General features: G+C 60.9%; 14 protein-coding genes. 9 read left to right on the top strand and 5 right to left on the bottom strand.

The features are described from left to right. The first annotated feature begins 17 nt into the window (after nucleotides 1-17). The 3 genes from ONZ54_RS03645 to ONZ54_RS03655 all read left to right on the top strand — a co-directional run bounded on the left by ONZ54_RS03645 (nucleotide 18) and on the right by ONZ54_RS03655 (nucleotide 5985). Nucleotides 18-2831: a M16 family metallopeptidase gene (locus tag ONZ54_RS03645; protein ID WP_271787485.1), complete on the top strand. Its 2814-nt coding sequence runs from the start codon at nucleotides 18-20 to the stop codon at nucleotides 2829-2831. A 59-nt stretch (nucleotides 2832-2890) separates the two neighbouring features. Beyond that, the gene (gene gshA, locus ONZ54_RS03650; RefSeq protein ID WP_271787486.1) at nucleotides 2891-4489 is read left to right on the top strand and encodes a glutamate--cysteine ligase; all 1599 of its coding nucleotides are present in this window, start codon (nucleotides 2891-2893) and stop codon (nucleotides 4487-4489) included. 281 nt (nucleotides 4490-4770) lie between these two features. Then, complete coding sequence (locus ONZ54_RS03655; RefSeq protein WP_021138612.1) at nucleotides 4771-5985, top strand: aldose 1-epimerase family protein; 1215 nt, start codon at nucleotides 4771-4773, stop codon at nucleotides 5983-5985. Between the two features lie 82 nt (nucleotides 5986-6067). On the opposite strand, the gene ONZ54_RS03660 is transcribed toward ONZ54_RS03655, so the two are convergent. Continuing rightward, complete coding sequence (locus ONZ54_RS03660) at nucleotides 6068-7858, bottom strand: AMP-dependent synthetase/ligase (RefSeq protein ID WP_271787487.1); 1791 nt, start codon at nucleotides 7856-7858, stop codon at nucleotides 6068-6070. A 185-nt stretch (nucleotides 7859-8043) separates the two neighbouring features. On the opposite strand from ONZ54_RS03660, the gene ONZ54_RS03665 reads away from it, so the two are divergent. Next, the gene (locus tag ONZ54_RS03665; protein ID WP_125608171.1) at nucleotides 8044-8589 is read left to right on the top strand and encodes a thioredoxin domain-containing protein; all 546 of its coding nucleotides are present in this window, start codon (nucleotides 8044-8046) and stop codon (nucleotides 8587-8589) included. Nucleotides 8590-8613: 24 nt separating this feature from the next. Here ONZ54_RS03665 and rimI read toward each other — a convergent pair whose 3' ends face one another. After that, a complete protein-coding gene (gene rimI / locus ONZ54_RS03670) occupies nucleotides 8614-9063 on the bottom strand; it encodes a ribosomal protein S18-alanine N-acetyltransferase (protein WP_005313345.1) in 450 nt (149 codons plus the stop codon). 109 nt (nucleotides 9064-9172) lie between these two features. Beyond that, nucleotides 9173-9577 (bottom strand): DNA polymerase III subunit psi, encoded by a 405-nt coding sequence (locus ONZ54_RS03675; RefSeq protein WP_271787488.1) that lies wholly within the window; start codon nucleotides 9575-9577, stop codon nucleotides 9173-9175. 238 nt (nucleotides 9578-9815) lie between these two features. On the opposite strand from ONZ54_RS03675, the gene ONZ54_RS03680 reads away from it, so the two are divergent. Together ONZ54_RS03680 and viaA are read left to right on the top strand one after the other, a co-directional pair. Beyond that, nucleotides 9816-11441: an ATPase RavA domain-containing protein gene (locus tag ONZ54_RS03680; protein WP_271787489.1), complete on the top strand. Its 1626-nt coding sequence runs from the start codon at nucleotides 9816-9818 to the stop codon at nucleotides 11439-11441. After that, the gene (viaA, locus tag ONZ54_RS03685) at nucleotides 11442-12896 is read left to right on the top strand and encodes an ATPase RavA stimulator ViaA (RefSeq protein ID WP_005313338.1); all 1455 of its coding nucleotides are present in this window, start codon (nucleotides 11442-11444) and stop codon (nucleotides 12894-12896) included. Here viaA and ONZ54_RS03690 read toward each other — a convergent pair. Beyond that, entirely contained in the window at nucleotides 12843-13781 is a 939-nt protein-coding gene (locus ONZ54_RS03690) for a DMT family transporter (protein ID WP_271787490.1), read from the bottom strand. The genes viaA and ONZ54_RS03690 overlap by 54 nt on opposite strands. 138 nt (nucleotides 13782-13919) lie before the next feature. Here ONZ54_RS03690 and ONZ54_RS03695 point away from each other — a divergent pair, with 138 nt between their 5' ends. Continuing rightward, nucleotides 13920-14372, top strand: a complete 453-nt coding sequence (locus ONZ54_RS03695) for an Lrp/AsnC family transcriptional regulator (RefSeq protein WP_271787491.1) — start codon at nucleotides 13920-13922, stop codon at nucleotides 14370-14372. Between the two features lie 6 nt (nucleotides 14373-14378). Here ONZ54_RS03695 and ONZ54_RS03700 read toward each other — a convergent pair whose 3' ends face one another. After that, nucleotides 14379-15383 carry a sensor domain-containing diguanylate cyclase gene (locus ONZ54_RS03700; RefSeq protein WP_271787492.1) on the bottom strand — a complete coding sequence of 335 codons (1005 nt, stop codon included), beginning with the start codon at nucleotides 15381-15383 and terminating at the stop codon, nucleotides 14379-14381. A gap of 244 nt (nucleotides 15384-15627) precedes the next feature. Between ONZ54_RS03700 and ONZ54_RS03705 the strand changes: the two genes are divergently transcribed. Both ONZ54_RS03705 and prfC read left to right on the top strand, forming a co-directional pair. Next, the gene (locus ONZ54_RS03705; RefSeq protein ID WP_271787493.1) at nucleotides 15628-17508 is read left to right on the top strand and encodes a GGDEF domain-containing protein; all 1881 of its coding nucleotides are present in this window, start codon (nucleotides 15628-15630) and stop codon (nucleotides 17506-17508) included. 250 nt (nucleotides 17509-17758) lie between these two features. Further along, nucleotides 17759-19348: a peptide chain release factor 3 gene (prfC, locus tag ONZ54_RS03710; RefSeq protein WP_271788243.1), complete on the top strand. Its 1590-nt coding sequence runs from the start codon at nucleotides 17759-17761 to the stop codon at nucleotides 19346-19348. The last annotated feature ends 31 nt before the right edge of the window (nucleotides 19349-19379 follow it).

Below are 19379 nucleotides of genomic sequence, written 5' to 3' on the forward strand. Positions count from 1 at the left end.
TCACTCACGAGGTAACCGTGAACAAACTCATTCCATTCAGCATTCTTCTGGGCTTCACCCTGCCGGCGCTCGCGGTACCTACCCTGGTGTCGGAGCAGGTCAAGGAAGAGGGCAAGCTCGGTATTCCTTATCAGATGTACAAGCTGGACAACGGTCTGACCGTGATCCTGGCGCCCGACAAGTCCGATCCCCTGGTACACCTGGATGTGACCTATCACGTGGGCTCGGCCCGTGAACAGGTGGGCAAATCCGGCTTCGCCCATTTCTTCGAGCACATGATGTTCCAGGGCTCGAAGCACGTCGGTGATCAGGAGCATATGCGGATCATCAACGAGGCCGGTGGCGATATGAACGGCACCACCAACAAGGACAGAACCAACTATTTCGAGACTGTGCCGGCCAATCAGCTGGAAAAGGTGCTCTGGCTTGAGGCGGATCGCATGGGCTTCCTGCTCGATGCGGTCAGCCAGAAGAAGTTCGAGATCCAGCGCGCCACCGTCAAGAACGAGCGGGCCCAGCGCATCGACAACCAACCCTACGGTCTGGTGAGTGAGAAAGTGGGGGAGGCGCTCTATCCGCGCACCCATCCCTACTCCTGGCAGCCCATTGGTTATGTGGAGGATCTGGACCGGGTCGGGGTAGATGACCTCAAGCAGTTCTTCCTGCGCTGGTACGGCCCCAACAATGCCACCCTGACCCTCGGCGGCGACTTCGATACCAAACAGGCGCTGGCCTGGATTGAGCAATACTTTGGCTCCATCCCCCGTGGCCCTGACGTGGCAGAACCGACCCCGGCCCCCGTGACTCTGCCAGAGACCCGCTACGTGACGCTGGAAGACAAGGTTCACCTGCCGCTGCTTTACATCAGCTATCCGACCGTGTCGCTCGGTGATCCACAGGAGCCGGCGCTGGACATGTTTGCCGACGTGCTCGGTGGCTCCGCCAGCTCCATGCTCTATCAGTCGCTGGTGAAAACCGGCAAGGCCATCGACGTGGGCGCGTCCCACTACTGCGAGGAGCTGGCCTGTACCCTGACCGTCTATGCCTATCCCAACCCTACGGTAGATGGCAGCCTCAAGACTCTCAAGGGGGAAGTGGACAAGGTGATCGGCGAGTTTGCCGGTCGCGGCCTCAAACCGGAGGACCTGGAAAAGGCCATCAGCAGCTACCGTGCCTCTGCCATCTGGGGGCTCGACAGCGTCTCCGGCAAGGTGAGCCAGCTCGCCATGGGCCAGGTGTTTGCCCAGGACCCCAACTATGTGTTCAAGAGCCTGGATGCCATCGGCAAGGTGACACCTGAGCAGGTCAAGGCGGCCTACGACAAGTTCATCCTGGGCAAGCCCGCTGTAGTGCTGAGCGTAGTGCCCAAGGGCAAGACGGATTGGCAGGTGGCCAAGCCGAACTTCACCCCTGCCAAGCGGGTGTTGCCGGATTACAGCCAGCATGACGAACCGCTGGCGCTGCGTCCGGTCAAGGACAACTTCGATCGCAGCGTGCAGCCCAAGGCGAGCGAGGCGGTCAGCGTCAAGGTACCTGCCATCTGGCACGGCAAGCTCGACAAGAACATCGAGATCATCGGTACCCAGAGTGACGAGATCCCGGCCGTCTCCATCATGATCGCCCTGCCGGGTGGCATGCGTGCCGAGGGCAAGGGAGAGCTTGGACTCGCCAGCCTCACCGCCAGCATGCTGGGTCAGGGCTCGGTGCGCCTGACCGAGGCCCAGCTCAGCGACGAGCTGCAAAAGCTCGGTTCCAGCGTCAGCGTCTCCAGTGCCCAGTACAGCAACCTGGTCACCATCAGCAGCCTGACCGACAAGCTGCCCCAGACCCTGGGTCTGGTACGCGAGGTATTCGAGCGCCCCGGCATGCGGGAAGCTGACTTCGAGCGGGTCAAGGCGCAGATGCTGCAAGGCATGAAGCAGAGCCAGCAGCAGCCCGAGTGGCTGGCAGGCCAGGCCTTCCGTGAGCTGGTCTATGGCAAGGGGAACCGCCTCGGTCAACCGGGCGACGGTGTGCTGGCCGATGTCGAGAAGCTGACTTTGGCGGATGTGAAGCGCTTCTATCAGAACTACTACAACCCGACCAACGCCAAGGTGGTGGTGGTGGGTGACGTAGCCCAGCAGCAGGTGGAGGAGCAACTTGGTTTTCTGACCCAGTGGAAGGGGGTAGCGCCCACCCTTGGCAGCCTCAAGCCCGAGGGCGAGCAGGCCAAGCCGGGTATCTATCTGGTGGACAAGCCCGGGGCTCCCCAGTCGGTGATCCGCATTGGCCGTCGCGCCATGCCGTTTGATACCACGGGGGATTACTTCACCGCAGGGCTGATGAACTTCAACCTGGGGGGCAACTTCAACAGCCGTATCAACCTCAATCTGCGGGAAGACAAGGGCTATACCTATGGCGCCAGCTCGGGCTTCTCCGCCAATCGCGAGGTGGGTACCTTTGCCACCGGTGCCAATGTACGGGCCGATGCGACCGTGGATGCCATCCGTCAGTTCCTCAAAGAGATGGACAACTATCGCAACAGCGGCCCGACGCCGGTGGAGCTGGCCTATATGCGCAGTGCCGTCTCCCAGCAGGATGCCCTCTCCTACGAAACCCTCGGCCAGAAGGCCGGTTTCCTGCTGCAGATGATCATGTATGACCTGAAGCCGGACTATGTGCAGGCCCAGAACCAGCTGATCAAAACGGTGTCACCCGAGGTGCTCAAAGCCAGTGCCGCCCGTTGGCTCGATCCGGCTGACATGGTGATTGTGGTGGTGGGTGACAAGCAAAAGCTTGAAAAACCCCTGAAGGAGCTTCATCTTCCCATCTATCCGTTGCAGCTGCCCTGAGGGCGCTTCATAAAAATAGTGTCGCTCCCCTGAGGGGCGGCCACACATGAGCCGTGAATATGACTACGACTAGCTTGTCACTCACCGAGTTGTTGACCGCCCTGGGTTCGCCTGATCGGCTGACGGCCCTCAAGGGGATCCGGCGCGGGATCGAACGTGAATGTCTGCGCATTACCCCGCAAGGGACTCTCTCCCAGACGGATCACCCGAGAAGTCTGGGCTCTGCGCTGACCCACGCCAACATCACTACCGACTACTCCGAGAGCCTGCTGGAGTTCATCACACCGGCGACCGACTCCATCGACAGCCTGATGGAGCAGTTGGGCGACATTCATCGTCACGCCATCCACCATCTCGGTGATGAGCGGATCTGGCCGCTTTCCATGCCCTGCTTCGTCGGCGACGAGGAGAGCATACGGCTGGCCCAGTACGGCAGCTCCAACATAGGGCGGATGAAGACCCTCTACCGGCAGGGGCTGAAGAACCGTTACGGCAGCCTGATGCAGGTGATTGCCGGGGTGCACTTCAACTTCTCCATGCCGGACAGCTTCTGGTGCGAGTGGCAGGATCTGGTGGGCGAGGGCTGCTGCAGCCAGCGCTTCATCTCCGACAAGTACATGGGGCTTATTCGCAACGTCTACCGCTTCGGCTGGCTGGTGCCCTATCTGTTTGGCGCCTCGCCGGCCATCTGTGACTCTTTCCTCAAGGGGCGCAAGAGCAGCCTGCCGTTCCAGAAAACCGGCAAGGGCACCCTCTATCTGCCTTACGCCACAGCGCTGCGGTTATCCGACCTTGGTTACACCAACAGCGCTCAGGCAGGCTTGAAGATAAGCCACGACAGCCTGCCCGACTATGTGAGCAGCCTGCGTCGTGCCATCAACACCCATGATCCCGACTTCGCCAAGATTGGGGTCAAGGTAAACGGCGAGTATCGTCAGCTTAACGACAATGTGTTGCAGCTGGAGAACGAGCTGTACGCCCCGATCCGGCCCAAGCGCACGCCGCGCAGCGGCGAGAAGCCCTCAGATGCGCTCGAGCAGCGTGGCATCGAATATATCGAGCTGCGCACCGTGGACGTGAATCCCTTCACGCCATTCGGTATCGATGCGGATCAGATCCGCTTCTTCGACCTCTTCCTGGTCTGGTGTCTGCTGCGCCCGTCTCCCGTGCTGGGGGACGAGGAGATTGCCCGCAATCGCCGCAACCAGAACAAGGTAGTGCTGGAAGGGCGTCGCCCCGGCCTGGAACTGGAAGACGAGCAGGGCAACGCCATCGGCCTCAAGGAGTACGGACTCCAGCTGTTTGACGAGCTGGCCCAGGTGGCCGATCTGCTGGATCGCTGCTGTGGCCGCAACCGCTACCGCGAGACGCTTGCGATGCACAGGGAGAAGCTGCTCAACCCCGAGTTGACCTACTCGGCCCGTTTGCTCAAGCAGTTGCTGGAGAGCGGTCAGGACAACGGCTGCTTCGGCGACGAGCTGGCGAGCCGCTACCGGGAAGAGATGCTGGCCGGTGAGCTGCAGTACTGGGATCAAGCCTATTTCGCCGCCGAGGCGCGGGAATCCCTCGCCAAGCAGCGGGAGCGTGAACGCAGCGACAGCCTGTCGTTCGACGACTTCCTGGCCGACTACTTCGGTATCCGTCAGACCACGACCTGATCCCTCTGCTTCTCTGTTTGCAAGCCGCTCCCGGGAGCGGCTTTTTATTGCGCGGTTTGTCATTCCTGCCAGCACGCCAACGCGTCCAAAAAGTACCCGAAAATAAGTGTGAGTCAGCCGTCACTTCAGCAGGGCCTGTGGTGCTTTTATTGTCAATCGGCTCACATTTCACCCTTTTGCAGCTTGAGTCTTGCGGGATGGGGGCCTAACGTCTCGCTAACTGAAACGATTCAGCTTCCGCGAAAACCATTCACAAGAACAAGAGACACGAGGATAAATCCATGTTGAAGAAACTCTCCATTGCCGTTCTGCTCGCCCTGGGCGCGAGCTCTGGCCAGGCCGCCGAATTCCTGTTGACCGACTCCCAGCAGGGGCTGGATGTGGGAGACTGGAAGATAAGCAGCGACAAGCTGGGTATCAAGAGTCCGGTCCCTTTCTCCATCGAGAAGAAGCGGCTGCACGGCGGACGGCAGGAGGGGGTGGATCTGCTGATCGTCGACAACGGCGTAATGAAAATTACCCTGGTGCCGACCCGAGGCATGGGGATCAAGGAGGTCAAGGGCGCCGATCTGCGCCTCGGCTGGGATTCTCCCGTCAAGGAAGTGGTCAACCCGGCCTTCATCGATCTGGAGAGCCGCGCCGGTCTCGGTTGGCTCGATGGCTTCAATGAGATGCTGGTGCGCTGCGGTTACGAGTGGACAGGCCACCCCGGGGTGGACGATGACGGCCGACTCAAGAGCCTGCATGGTCGGGTGCAGAACATACCGGCATCCGTGGTCAGCGTGACCATAGATGAGGAGCCGCCCTATGCCATTCATGTGCTGGGTCGGGTGGATGAGCGCACCTTCAAGATGAGCGAGCTGGTTACCTGGACCCAGCTGAGTGTAGTGCCCGGTCAGGCGGAATTTTCCCTGCAGGACAAGCTGACCAACCACGCGGATTATGAGAACGAGTACCAGATCATCTACCACAGCAATTTCGGGGCGCCGATCCTGGAAGAGGGGGCGCAAGTCAGCACGCCGGTGAAGCAGATCTCCCCGTTCAACGACTACGCCAAGGCGGGCCTGAAGAGCTGGCAAACCTATCTGGGGCCGACCAAGGGCTTCGACGAGATGGTGTTCAACCTGGTGCCTTACAGCGATGCCGATGGCAACACCCTGGCTGTGCTCAACAACCGGCAGGGCAGCGCCGGTGTGGCGGTGGCTTACAACACCCACCAGTTGCCCGTGCTGACCCTGTGGAAGAACACCGACACCCGGGCCCAGGGGTATGTGACGGGTATCGAGCCTGGTACCAGCTATGCCTACAGCACCAAGTACCAGCGTCCGCTGGGGCTGGTGCCCAAGATCCAGCCAGGCGAGACCAAGACCTTCGATCTGACCTATCGTCTGCTGCGCAATGGGGATGAGGTGAAGCAGGCGCTGGCAGAGGTCGACAAGATCCAGGGGGGCCGTCCCACCGAGATGCGCGAGCTGCCACTGGTCAAACTGCCCTGATCACTTGTCAGACAGACAGCAAAAAGCCGCTCGATGAGCGGCTTTTTGATTTCATGGCGGGCGGGATCAGACGTGGTTGTACTCAGACATGGTTGTACATGGCCTCGATCTCGCTTTGGTACTTGGATTCAATGATCTTGCGGCGCAGCTTCATGGTGGGGGTGATCTCTCCCAGCTCCATGGAGAAGGCGCTCGGCAGCAGGGTGAACTTCTTCACCTGCTCGAACTTGGCCAGCTCCTTTTGCAGATCCTGGATGCGGGCATCGAAGAACTCCATCACCCGGGAGTGGCGCAGCAGTTCCGTCTTGCACTGGTACTGCAGGTTGATGGAGCGGGCGTATTCTTCCAGCGATTCGAAGCAGGGCACTATCAGCGCCGAGACGAAGTGGCGGGCATCGGCGACGATGGCGATCTGCTCGATGAAGCGATCCTTGCCGATGGTCCCTTCCACCAGTTGCGGGGCCACATACTTGCCGTTGGAGGTCTTCATCAGCTCCTTCAGCCGTTCGGTGAAGTAGATATTGCCGTCCTTGTCCAGCTCGCCCGCATCACCGGTACAGAGAAAGCCATCTGCGGTCATCACCTCGGCAGTGGCTTCCGGCTTGTTGTAGTAGCCGCGCATCACTGTCGGTGAGCGCACCAGCAGCTCGTTGTTCTCCCCCAGCTTCACTTCGATGCCATTCAGGGCCGTACCGATGGAGCCCAGCTTGAATTGTTGATCTTCGTAGCAGCAGACGGTAGCCGTGGTCTCTGTCATGCCATAGCCGTACTTGAGGTTGAGCCCCATGGCCTGGAAGAAGAGATTCACGTCGTCGGCCAGACGAGCGCCGGCCACCGGCAGGAAGCGGGTATGGCCGCCAAAGCGGGCGCGCAGCTTGCGAAATACCAGTCGCTCAGCCAGCGCGAGCTGGGCACAGAGCAGGGGAGAGGCTGATTTGCCCGCCTGACGGGTCGCCACCATCTGCTTGCCGACGCGGGTGGCCCAGCCAAACAGGGTGCGGCGCAGGCGCGGCGCCTGGGCAACCCTGGCCTGGATCATGGCGTAGGCCTTCTCGTAGAGGCGCGGCACGGCGCACATCACGGTCGGCTGCACCTCGCCGATGACGTCCATCACCTTCTGCGGGTCGCGAATGTAGACGTTCTCGGCGCCGCAGTAGAGCACATAGTAGGTCCAGGCACGTTCGAACACATGGCTCAGCGGCAGCATGCAGAGCGACACATCCTGCTCGTTGAGGTCCAGGCGGCTGTTGTGCATCTCGAAACAGGCGGCGATGTTGGCAAAATCGAGCATGACCCCCTTGGGTTCGCCCGTGGTACCCGAGGTGTAGATCAGGGTCAGCAGGTCATCCATCCGGTACTGGCTTTCCCGCACCCGCAGCTCCTGCTCGCTGGCCTGATGGTTGCCGGAAGCGAGAAATTCCTGAAAGTGGCTGGCCTGGGCGCAGCCGCGCAGATTGACCTTGCCATCGAGGGCGACAATCTGGCGGATCTCGCCATCATTCAACAAGGTCAGCGCCTGATCGAACTGGGGCTGCTCACCCACGAACAGCAGGCCGATACTGGCATCGCGCACTATGTACCTGAGTTGCTCAAGGGTGCTGGTGGGGTAGATGGGCACGCTGACGCCGCGGGCGGCGAGGATGCCGAGATCTGCCTGGGTCCACTCCGGCATGTTGCGGGCGTAGAGACCGACCATTTCGGTTGGCTGGTGGCCGGCGCGGATCAGCGCCTGGGCACAGTAGTCCATGGCCTGTCCCAGGGTACGCCAGCCGATGGCGCGCCACTGGCCATCCTGTTGTACGCGCAGGGCGGCCTTGTTGCCAAGCCGGGCAATACGTTCACGCATCAGTCGAACCAGATGGAGTTTCGGCATCAGTCAAACATCCTCAAGTAACAGTTGTACGCCCGCGAGGGCACTAAAATTCGCGCTAGAGTTTAAACTCCAACATTACAGCTTACAAGTGTTCGCCATTTGTCCTGGATCACAAAGTCGCCAACCAGGGCGAGCTGAGGCATGATGGTCGACAAGTGAACGGAGTCATTCAGAGAGGGTGAACAATGCGTGTCGGGATCAAGGGAATTATCACGGGGGTATTGCTGTTGCTGGCCGGGACGGGTGGGCTCTGGTTTGCGTTCAGTGGCACGCCGGCCGAGGAGGAGACCCCCTGGCTGGCTGGGGCCCAGGGGTACGAAAAAGCGCAGCAGCTGGCTCTGCACAAGGGGTATTCATTGCTCTATGTGATTGAGAGTGCCAAGTGCCGACGCTGCAAACTGCTGGACAAGATGCTGTGGCAGTCTGACGACATGTCACCCGTGCTGGCCAAGCTGATCAAGGTACGGCTCAATCCCCATGCGAAGGATGGCAGCGAGCATATACTGCGCCGCTTCCCGCAGGTTGCCACCCCGCCAGGCATCTATGTGCAACGGCCGGGAGAACCCCTCAAGCCCATCAAGATAGTGGTGGATCTCGAGCAGATCTGGATGCCGGGAGTTACCTGGCAGCGCGGCTTCTTCATGCCGCTGTCGGCGGCCGGTTTCGAAGCCGTGCTGCACACCACCCAGAGCCTGCAGGATCCGGCCCTCGACAATGCGCCGCTGCTCTGAGTGGCGCCGGCATGAGGGTTTGGCTCAGCTGAAGTCGAACAGGCGCGACATGAGCACGGCATCTTCCCGCTCGTTGCCGGTGCCATAGTAGTCGACCCGGCGGCAATACTCGGCAAACCCTTCACTCTCGTAGAGGCCGATGGCTGTCTTGTTGCTGGCGCGCACCTCCAGAAACCAGGCCTCGGCTCTCTTTTCCTTGCTGCGGGCGAGATACTCCTTCAGCAGTGCCCGTCCCAGCCCCTTGCCCTGAAAATCGGGGTGCACACAGATGTTCATCAGCGAACTGTCGCCCGCCACCAGATCCGAGATGTAGAACCCCGCAGGCCGCCCATCCACCAACATCAAACCATTGAGATAGCGCGGCCCGAAACAGGAGAGCAGATTGGCCTGGCTCCAGGGCTCCTTGTGGGCGGCTTGTTCTATGGGATAGACAAGCTCGAAGTCGGATTCGAGCAGGGGGCGAAAGAGGTGCATGATCACTCCGGTTAATGCGGGGACGGCTGGCCCGGTCGGCCAAATGTAAAGTTTGGTAAAGATGAGATAGCCGGGCTGTATTGCGGCCCGGAGCCGATCACAATGGGCCCTACTCCTGGCAGGATGGCACCCGTTGACGCAGCTGTTGCCACAGCGCCCGTTTGTGGGGCGCATCGGGAGAGAGCGGACAGATCAGCGCCTCCGGCCAGCGAGGATCCGGCTCGGTGAGCCAGAGCAGCGGGGGGGCAGCTTGTTCGGGCATCTCCTGCAGCAGGCTCACCTCATGGGGGGCAATCCCCAGCAGCTGGCAGATGTCATGGAGCAGAGCGGTATCCGGCAGCGCCGGTGCCCGCACCCAGAGCTTGCCGGTGGGCAGGTCGACATGAGGCCGGGGATCTGGCTGCCCGGTCTGTGCTGCCTCATCACGAGAGCCAGCCAGTAACTGGGGGCGTCTGAGTTGCCAGCCTTGAATACCGATTCTGGCCAAGATGTGCTGGCGAACGGGATCTTGCATGGATGATGACTCACTCTTGATCTGAGTTGGTGAAAAATGTGCTGCGAAGGGTACACTCGAACGCCTTTTTCTGCACTCTTTGCCCTTTGCCATTCTGCTGTGCTTCCAGTCCGGTCAGTCGGGATGGGGTTGGCAGGCAGACCATAACAGACAACATCATAATAAAACCAACCCCGGGCAATCTGGTCGTCATGACGTGACCCGGAATTATCGTGATCCCAGCTTCGGAATGCTCTCTATGTCATTATCTGCTCACAGTTCTGCCCGTGCCGTGCCCATTCATGAACGCCTGCCCAACCTGCTGGCCGCCCTCAGTGAGGGGCTTTATGAACGCCAGGATGCCTTGCGGCTAGGCCTGCTGGCAGCACTGAGCGGCGAGAGCGTGTTTCTGCTGGGCCCCCCCGGGATTGCCAAGAGCCTGATTGCCCGTCGTCTGAAGCTGGCCTTCCATGAAGCCCGTCACTTCGAGTATCTGATGACCCGCTTCAGTACGCCGGAGGAGGTGTTTGGCCCCTTGTCTATCCAAGCCCTGAAGGAAGATGGCAAGTACCTGCGCCTGACCGCCGGATATCTGCCCCAGGCCGAGGTGGTCTTTCTCGACGAGATCTGGAAGGCGGGCCCGGCCATCCTCAACACCCTGCTGACTGCCATCAACGAGCGTCAGTTCCGTAACGGCGACGAGACACTTCCCATTCCGATGCGTCTGCTGATCAGCGCCTCCAACGAGCTGCCCGCCCCGGACAGCGGGCTGGATGCGCTCTATGACCGCATGCTGGTGCGCGTCTGGATGGACAGGGTGCAAGAGAAATCCAACTTCCAGGCCATGTTGTCCAGTGATGGCGCCTCCCCCCGTCACCTATCTCCCGGCCTGCAGGTGCAAAGCGAGGAGTATCAGCTGTGGCAACGGCAGATCGAGCAGGTGGTGTTGCCCGACGAGGTATTCGAGCTTGTCTATCAGCTGCGACAGCGGCTCGACAGCATGGGCGACGAACCCTGCTATGTCTCGGATCGGCGCTGGAAAAAGGCGGTGCGCCTGTGCAAGGCCAGTGCCTTCTTCCATGGCCGGCGGGAGGTAGCGCCGCTGGATCTGCTGCTGCTGAAAGATTGTCTCTGGCATAACGAAGATAGCCGCACCGCCCTGCTGACGCTGATGGAGGAGTTTGCCCGCCTGCACTGTTACCGGCAGCAGGCGTTGATTTCCCGTCATATGGCCGTCACTTCGGCCTTGCAGGAGTTGCAACAGCAGATGAGTACCCGGCTGGCGCTCAAGGCTGATCCCCACAAGGGGATGCTGGGCAAGCGCAGCAAGGGCTGGCAATTGCCTCTGGAGGAGGCCCGCAAGCAGGGAGAGCGGGGCCTGCAAATCCAGCTGCACCTGCTTACCCCGGCCCGACTCAGCCCGGAGGAGCCTGATCTGCTGGTAGAGACACTGGAGTGTGACAAGGTGGTGCTGGGTCACTGGCAGTTCGGTGGCGACAAGGTGATGTTCCATCCCGTTGGCAGCAAGACAGGATTGACGCTGGAGCTTGAGCTCGACAGCAGCCAGCGTCTCAACCTGCTCGACAGCCAGCGCCACCCCATTCCTCTGGTGCTGGTGTGCCGTGAGCCCTTGCCTGGTCTGATAAGCGCCCCCTGGTACAAGACCCTTGCCAACCTCAATGACCAGTTGGCGGCCTTGCGCACCGAGCTGCGTCGCCAGCGTCATCGTTTTGATGACCACCAACCCCACCATTTCATCGGCTCGCGCTGGCTGGTTGCCATCGAGGAGGGCTTCTTCACCCTGGCCCGTGAACTTGATCAAACGGCTGAGCAACTGGCCCAGTGGCAGCAGCGCCTGCCACTGCTGTGCGGGGAGCAGGGGTAAATGATCGAAATTGGCACCATGAGCGCCTTGCTGGCGATCTCGGAGGGAGAGATGGTGTCCGAGATGGTGGTCGCCCTGCTGGCCAGTACCCAGATCTCCCGCTTCATCCGGATAGGCAAGGCACAGGGGCGTTCCCTGAAACAGCGGCTGCAGCGCTGGCGCCATCAGGTGAACGACACCATAGCTCATACCCCTGTGCCTCCCGTGCTGGAACAGGAGTTTCTGCTCTATCAGCACTTTATCTCCCTTTCCCTCGCTCGCCTTGTGGCCGAGTTGCCTACCCTGCTCAGTGCTCTGGAGCGGGGTAGCGACTTTGCCGATGAGGGGCGACAGCTGGCCCATCAGTTGGTGGATCATCCCACCGAGGGAGCCAGGCGGCTGATGCTTGAGAAGTGGCGAGCCAGCCTGGTGGGGGCCTTGCTGCGTTTGCAGCAGGAGCTGGCCGAGGCGGAGCGGCTCAGGTTGCAGCAGGAGCTGGAGGAACAGATAGGCGCCAGCGAGGAGCTGGAACAAGTGCTGGATCCCCAGCGGCGCACGGCCGGTGGCTTGTGGAACCTGGCTCAGGGACGCTGGCAGCCTGCCTCTCTGGTGCTGATCCGCCAATATGCCGCCATGCTGCGCAAAGAGCCCATGTTGCAGGAGATCGCAGACAGCATGGGGCGCAGTCTGCACGATAGCGAGCAGTTGCAGCGGCCCCAGCCGCCGCAGCCGACCCTGATCCAGGAGCCGGTGTTAAGTGACGACGTGCCCGATGATCTGGTCGGGATCCATCCGGCCAATGATCTGATGAGAATGCTGCCGAGTGAGGCCGTCATGCTGGGGGTGCCCGAGCTGGAGCTGGAGTTTTACCGCCGCTATCTGGAGCGGCGCCTGCTCAGCTATCAGGCCAGAGGTACCCTGCCGAGGCATCAGTTGCTGCCTCGTACCACGGATCGGGGTGATCAGGAGTTGCAGCCCATGGGGCCAGTGATTGTCTGTATCGACACGTCCGGCTCCATGGGGGGGTACCCTGAGCAGTGTGCCAAGGCGCTGGCGCTGGCACTGTTGCAGCTTGCCTTGACCGAGCAGCGGCGCTGCTTCGTGATGCTCTTCTCCACCGATGTGGCGACCTTCGAGCTGACCGATGCCAACGGCCTCGATGAGGCTCAGCGTTTTCTGGCCATGACCTTCAATGGCGGCACGGATCTGCTGCCCTGCCTGAGCGCCACCCTGCAACAGTTACAAGCGCCCGGTTTCGAGCTGGCGGATGTGCTGGTGATCTCCGACTTCATTGCCCAGCGTCTGCCCGCTTCGCTGGTGGAGCTGATGGACCGCCAGCGTGGCCGTGGCACCCGGTTCAACGCCGTTGCCATGTCTCGTCACGCCAAGCCGGCCCTGCTGCGGGTGTTCGATAAAAGCTGGCTACTCGACTGCGGTCTGCGCGGCCGCCTGCTGCGCCGCTGGTTGCGTAGCTGATATTGCCCCCCCTGATCCGCGCCATACTGGCAGACTGGCCAGCACAACGCCGACACACAAGAGGCCCTGCGCCAGCCATACCGGCTGGGGTATGGTCTCCCCCAGTATCCACCAGGCCAGCATGGCCGCCATCACAGGGGTCAGGGAGCCGAGTGCCGAGCTGACCTCGGCCCCCAGGGTGCGAATGGCGTGGGCGTAACAGAGCGCCGCCAGCAAACCGGCCCCAATTCCCTGCAACAAACCCTGCCATAACCAGATGCTGGCATGACTCACAGTGGGCAAGGGGCTCCACAGGAGTGTCGGCAGCAGCAACAGGGCTGAGGGCACCGCCACCAGAGCGGCGGCATCCAGTGCCGCGAGTCCGCTGTGCCTGACTGCCAGGGTAAACAGGGCCCACAGCAGGGCCGCCCCCAGAAAACAGACTTGCCCCTGCCATAAACCGGGCTCCCCGCTCAGCAGCAGGGTCGCCGTGGCCAGGGCGATGAGGGAGAGCCCGCAGCGCCGTTGGGCGGGACAAGGTTCGCGCCACAGCAGCAGGCCCAGCAGGCTGACCATGAGGGGGGCTGTGCCCGGTATCAGGGCGCTGCCCTGGGCGACCGGAGCCAGCTGCATGCCGGTGGCGCCGAGCCAGAAGAAGGGCAGACCGGCCCCGGTCAGCATGGCCAGCTGCCAGCGCAGGGGAACGCTGTGCAGCCGGGTGCGGTGGCGCCAGTAGTAGGGAAGCAGCAGCAAGGCGGGGATACCAAATCGCAGCAGCGCCAGCGCCTGTGGCGGGAGCTTTTCCTCTGCACCAAGGCGCAGGGAGAGGAAGAAACCGGACCAGAGCAGCACAGTGGCGAGGGCGGCGGCCCAGCCGCTGCAACGGGGTGACAGGGTGAATGACATAAGGGCTCCCTCCATGGAATGTCCTGCACCATTATCCAGCCAGGAGGGAGGGTGTTTCAGGGCAAACTGTTTGAGAAATCCGGATGTAGTTGCTAGCTTCAGCCAATCCAACAGGGATTTTTACCGGATATCGCCAAAATGCTCGACAGAATTGATTTACATCTGCTGCGGTTGCTGCAACAGGATGGTCGCCTCTCCACTGTGGAGCTGGCGGAGCAGGTTGGGTTGTCAGCCTCCCCCTGTGCGCGGCGCCTGAGGCGGCTGGAGGGGGAGGGACACATTCATGGGTATCGTGCCGTGCTGGCGCGGGAGAAACTCGGCCTTGGCATCACCATCTTCGTCAACGTGCGGCTCAGCCAGCACAAGGAGCCCTTGGTAGATGCCTTCGAGCAGGCGGTGGCGGCCATGGCTGAGGTGATCAGCTGCCACACCGTCTCCGGCAATTACGACTATCTGCTGGAGGTGGTGGTGCCGGATCTGCCCGCCTATGAGCAGTGGATCAGACGATTGCAGTCCCAGGACATGGTCAATGACATCAGCAGCCACTTCGCCATTCGCGCGGTCAAGGTGATGGGGCCGCTGCCCATTTGACCTTTTTCAGGCGCCGGGCTGGTGGCCGAGTCCCCGCTCGTTGACCTGATCCTGATCCAGCAGGGGCTGGCCGCTGGGCTGGGAGACATAAAAACCCCGCTTGCCGCTGCGCTTGACCCGGTACATGGCCTGGTCGGCTCTGGCCAGCGCCGTGCTGAAGTCATCCTGTGGCCGGATCTGCGCTATCCCCATGCTCAATCCCACCTCGGCCTCGCCGTTGGGCAGCTCGAACGGAGTCGAGATGACATTGACGCACTGGTGGGCCAGGTGATGGGTGCGGGGATCGTCACTGTGCCAGGGCAGCAGCAACACGAACTCATCCCCGCCGAGGCGGCCCAGCTTCACCCCTTCGTCACAACATGCCTTGATCCGCTGGGTGAGGGCGATCAGCAGCTCATCACCTGCCCTGTGGCCCAGGTTGTCGTTCACCTGCTTGAAGTTATCGAGATCGATGAAGCAGATGGCCCTGAACTCCTGCGGGAACTGGCGTTGCAATGCAGTGCGATTGAGCAGGCCAGTGAGAGGATCCCTATGGGCGAGCTGGGCAAGCTGCTGTTCGTACTCCTTCTCATGGGTGATGTCGATGTGGGTACCCATCACCCGCAGCGGTTGGCCCTGCTCATCCCACTCCACCACCCGGCCCCTGTCCAGCACCCAGGTGGTCTTGCCATCCTTGGCGATCATGCGGTGCATCGCCTGATAGAAGGGGCTCTTGCCGCTCAGATGATCGAAGAAGGCCTGCAGTACCCGCTCCCTGTCTTCCGGATGCAGGTGTTCACGCCACACATCGAAGTGGGCCGACAGCTCCTTGGGCTGGTAGCCGAGCATGGCCCCCCAGCGTCGGTTGAAGATGATGAGCTTGCCGGTGGGAAGGTGATTCTGCCAGATACACAGGCCAGTGCCGTCCATGGCGGCATCCAGTTTCTCCCGCGCATCGTCGGCCACCCGCTTCAGGCGCTCATTCTCCTGCAGCAGCTTGTCATAGGCGGCCTGCAGCTCCTCGTATGTCATGAACTCGTTCTTCCCTGTGGTCGTTGCGGCCTATAGTCGATGCTGGCTGTGAGCCTGTAAAGTGCGACAAAACGATAATGCAGCCCTCCTCTCGTCTTGCACTTCTTGGCAAAGCTTCTGGCCGGGGCTGGTGGCCTGTGAGTGGTACCGCAAGGACAGGTTTTGCTGGCGAGCCACCCAAGGAGCGATATGATAAGTCCATGTTTGCGCAGCAATGAGCTTGTTTCCTCTCATGATTCATAAAATGGCTTCACTTTGTCTGATGCCGCTGCTCCTGCTCGCAGGGGGGGCCATGCCGGCGTGGGCAGCCCGTGGCCCCTTGCCGGAACCTGTGCTCGTCGGGGAGCTGAGCCAGTTGGAAAATGATGCTCTTCCCCCTCGAGTCTTCCGGCTGCGAGTTGCCGCCCTGGCGGCCCACAGAGAGAGCTATTCACCACAGTTGCAGGGACGCATCGCTCGGTTGCAGTGCTGGGCGCGCGATTCCGAGCGTACCAGCGAATATGAGGCGACCATTGCGTTTGCTAGTGAGCAGTTGGCGTCGGCTCGCAAGCAGCAGGACAGAGAGACGGAGGCCGGACTCTTTATCTGCCGGGGCTTCAATCAGCAGATGCTGGGCAATATGACCCAGGCCAAGGCGGATTATGATGCCGCCCTGGTACTGGCTGAGGCTCTCGAAGCCCCTCGTCTGAAGAGCGATGCTCTCAGTTATCGGGGCGATATGTTTGCCTATCAGGGGGCATTGGCCCAGGGCTTGATAGACCTGCTCGCCGCCTATGACGGCTATGTTGCGCTGGGACTGGAGGGGATGAGGCTGCAGGTGTTGGCCCAGATTGCCAACACCTACCGGCGAATGGGGATATACGCGCGAGCCCATGAGTATTTTGAAGAGCTGATGCAGGCCTATCTGCAACGGCACGATCAGAGCAACCTGATCGATGTCGGTACCCAGCTGGCCATCCTCTATACCGATCAGGGCCGTTACGAGCAAGCCCTGCCCCTGCTAGAAGCGGGTGAGCGTTATTACCGTCAGCAGCAGAGAGAGATGGATCTCGCCTGGCTCAGGGTCGAGTTGTCCTGGTGCCTGCTGAATCTGAAGCGGGTTGACGAGGCGCTGACCAAGCTGGAGCAGGCGAAACCTGTTCTGTATCGACATGAAAAAGATACGGACGAGGCGACGCTGGGGCTATGGCAACTGGTGATGGGATTGACGCTGGATGCCAAAAAGGAGTGGGACAAGGCCCTGCACTATCTGGCCAGGGCCGAGTCCATCTTCAGTCAGGAGCAGAACCAGCGCTTTCTCGCCTGGATCTATCAGGCCAGGGCCAGAATTCTTGAGCAGCAGGGTCAGGTCAATGGTGCGCTGGCGGCGCTCCAGCAGTATGTGCAGATAAAGAGCGAGCTGGATCGCTTGCTGAACGAACAGCGTTCGGCCCAGATCCGCCTGGAGTTCGATCTGGCGCGCAAGGAGCTGGAGAACCAGACCCTCAAGACCCGGCAGCTGGTTCAGGCCGAGCGGTTGAAGCAGTTGCAGGAGCGGCGCCAGTGGCAATATATCGTGGTGGTACTGTTGCTGGTCGTTATGGGGATGCTGGCGCTCTATCTGTTAAATCGCTCCCGCAAGCTGCGTCAGCTTGCCATGACCGACGAGCTGACCGGCATCCACAATCGTCGCCAGATCCAGGCCAAGGGAGAGGTGTGGTTCAGGCAGGCCAGAGACAATGGCAAGCCACTGTGCGTGCTGATCCTGGACATAGACCACTTCAAGCAGGTCAATGACACCCTGGGTCACCACATGGGAGACAGGGTGCTGACTGCCGTGGCCAGGTGCATCGGCGCCCAGATGCGTCATCTGGACAGGGTCGGGCGGCACGGTGGCGAAGAGTTTCTGGTGCTGCTGCCTGATACCCGTATGGAGGAGGCACTCGAGGTGGCTGAGCGGATCCGTCATGAGGTCTCCCGGTTGCACATAGAGGAGATGCCGGAGGGTCATCCGGTGCATGTCAGCATCGGCTGTGCCGAATGCAGCCTGCTCGATGACAGTCTGGGGGATCTGATCAAACGGGCTGATGAGGCCATGTACAGAGCCAAGCAGGCCGGTCGCAACCAGGTAATGCGGGCCGAATAGAGCGATCTGACGCCCTTCGCGAACGGCCCTAAGCCGGGCTGGGTATTTTTCACTCGCGCGGGTATAATGTCGCGCAATTTTGCTTTGACTCAGGCGAGAAGACCCATGTAACGCAGCCCTCCTCCCTCTCTCCACCGGGTTGGCAAAACGCCAGCTGGCGTGGCTTTCGTTGCGTATACATGTGCCGTGAGCGGCATCCCGTATTTATTCCCACGGTGGTCAAGGCCGCCGCCCAATAGAAGAACGTTGAATTATGTCAGCTGAATTTCTGAGTGAAGTCTCCAAGAGACGCACTTTTGCGATCATCTCGCACCCGGATGCGGGTAAAACCACCATCACCGAAAAGGTCCTGCTGTTCGGACATGCCATTCAGCGCGCCGGTACCGTCAAGGGCCGTGGCTCAGGCCAGCACGCCAAATCTGACTGGATGGAGATGGAGAAGCAGCGTGGTATCTCCATCACCACCTCTGTGATGCAGTTCCCCTATGCGGATTGCCTGGTCAACCTGCTCGATACCCCGGGTCACGAGGACTTCTCCGAAGATACCTACCGTACCCTGACGGCGGTCGACTGCTGCCTGATGGTCATCGATGCCGCCAAGGGTGTCGAAGATCGTACTCGCAAGCTGATGGAAGTGACCCGGCTGCGCGATACCCCCATTCTTACCTTCATGAACAAGCTGGACCGCGAAGTGCGCGATCCGATGGAAGTGATGGACGAGGTGGAACGCGAGCTGAAGATCATGTGTGCCCCCATCACCTGGCCCATCGGCTGCGGCAAATCCTTCAAGGGTGTCTATCACCTCTACAAGGACGAGACCTACCTGTATCAGACCGGTCAGGGCCATACCATCCAGGAGAAGCGGGTGGTCAAGGGCCTGCACAACCCTGATCTGGACGCCGCCATCGGCGAAGATCTGGCAGCCCAGCTGCGTGGTGAACTGGAGCTGGTGCAGGGCGCCTCTCCCGAGTTCGATCACGAGTCCTTCATCGCGGGCGAGATGACGCCAGTCTTCTTCGGTACTGCGTTGGGTAACTTCGGTGTCGACCACATGCTGGACGGCCTGACCGATTGGGCCCCTGCGCCTATGCCGCGCAAGGCCGAGAGCCGCATCGTTGAAGCGACCGAGGAGAAATTCTCCGGCTTCGTGTTCAAGATCCAGGCGAACATGGATCCGAAACACCGCGACCGTATCGCCTTCATGCGCGTGGTGTCCGGCACTTACAGCAAGGGCATGAAGATGCGCCACGTGCGGATCGGCAAGGACGTGAACATCTCAGATGCCGTCACCTTCATGGCCGGTGATCGGGAGCAGGCCATCGAGGCCGTCGCGGGCGATATCATAGGTCTGCACAACCACGGCACCATACAGATAGGCGACACCTTCACCCAGGGTGAGGATCTCAAGTTCACCGGCATCCCGAACTTTGCCCCCGAGCTGTTCCGCCGCATCCGCCTGCGCGACCCGCTCAAGCAGAAGCAGCTGCTCAAGGGACTGGTCCAGCTCTCTGAAGAGGGGGCTGTGCAGGTGTTCCGTCCTCTTATCAGCAACGATCTCATCGTCGGTGCGGTCGGTGTGCTGCAGTTCGATGTGGTGGTCTCGCGTCTGAAGAGCGAGTACAACGTCGAGGCCCTGTACGAGGCGGTCAACGTCTCTACCGCCCGCTGGGTGGAAGGGACTGACGCCAAGAAGTTCGAAGAGTTCAAGCGCAAGAATGAGCTGAACCTGGCGCTGGATGGCGGTGACAACCTCACCTACATAGCCCCGACCATGGTCAACCTTCGTCTGTCTCAGGAACGTCATCCGGACGTTCACTTCCGTCAGACTCGCGAGCATTGATAATGGCTTGCCTGCAAGATAAAAAAGACCC

The sequence above is a fragment of the Aeromonas salmonicida genome, assembly GCF_028355655.1.
Lineage (GTDB): Bacteria > Pseudomonadota > Gammaproteobacteria > Enterobacterales > Aeromonadaceae > Aeromonas > Aeromonas salmonicida.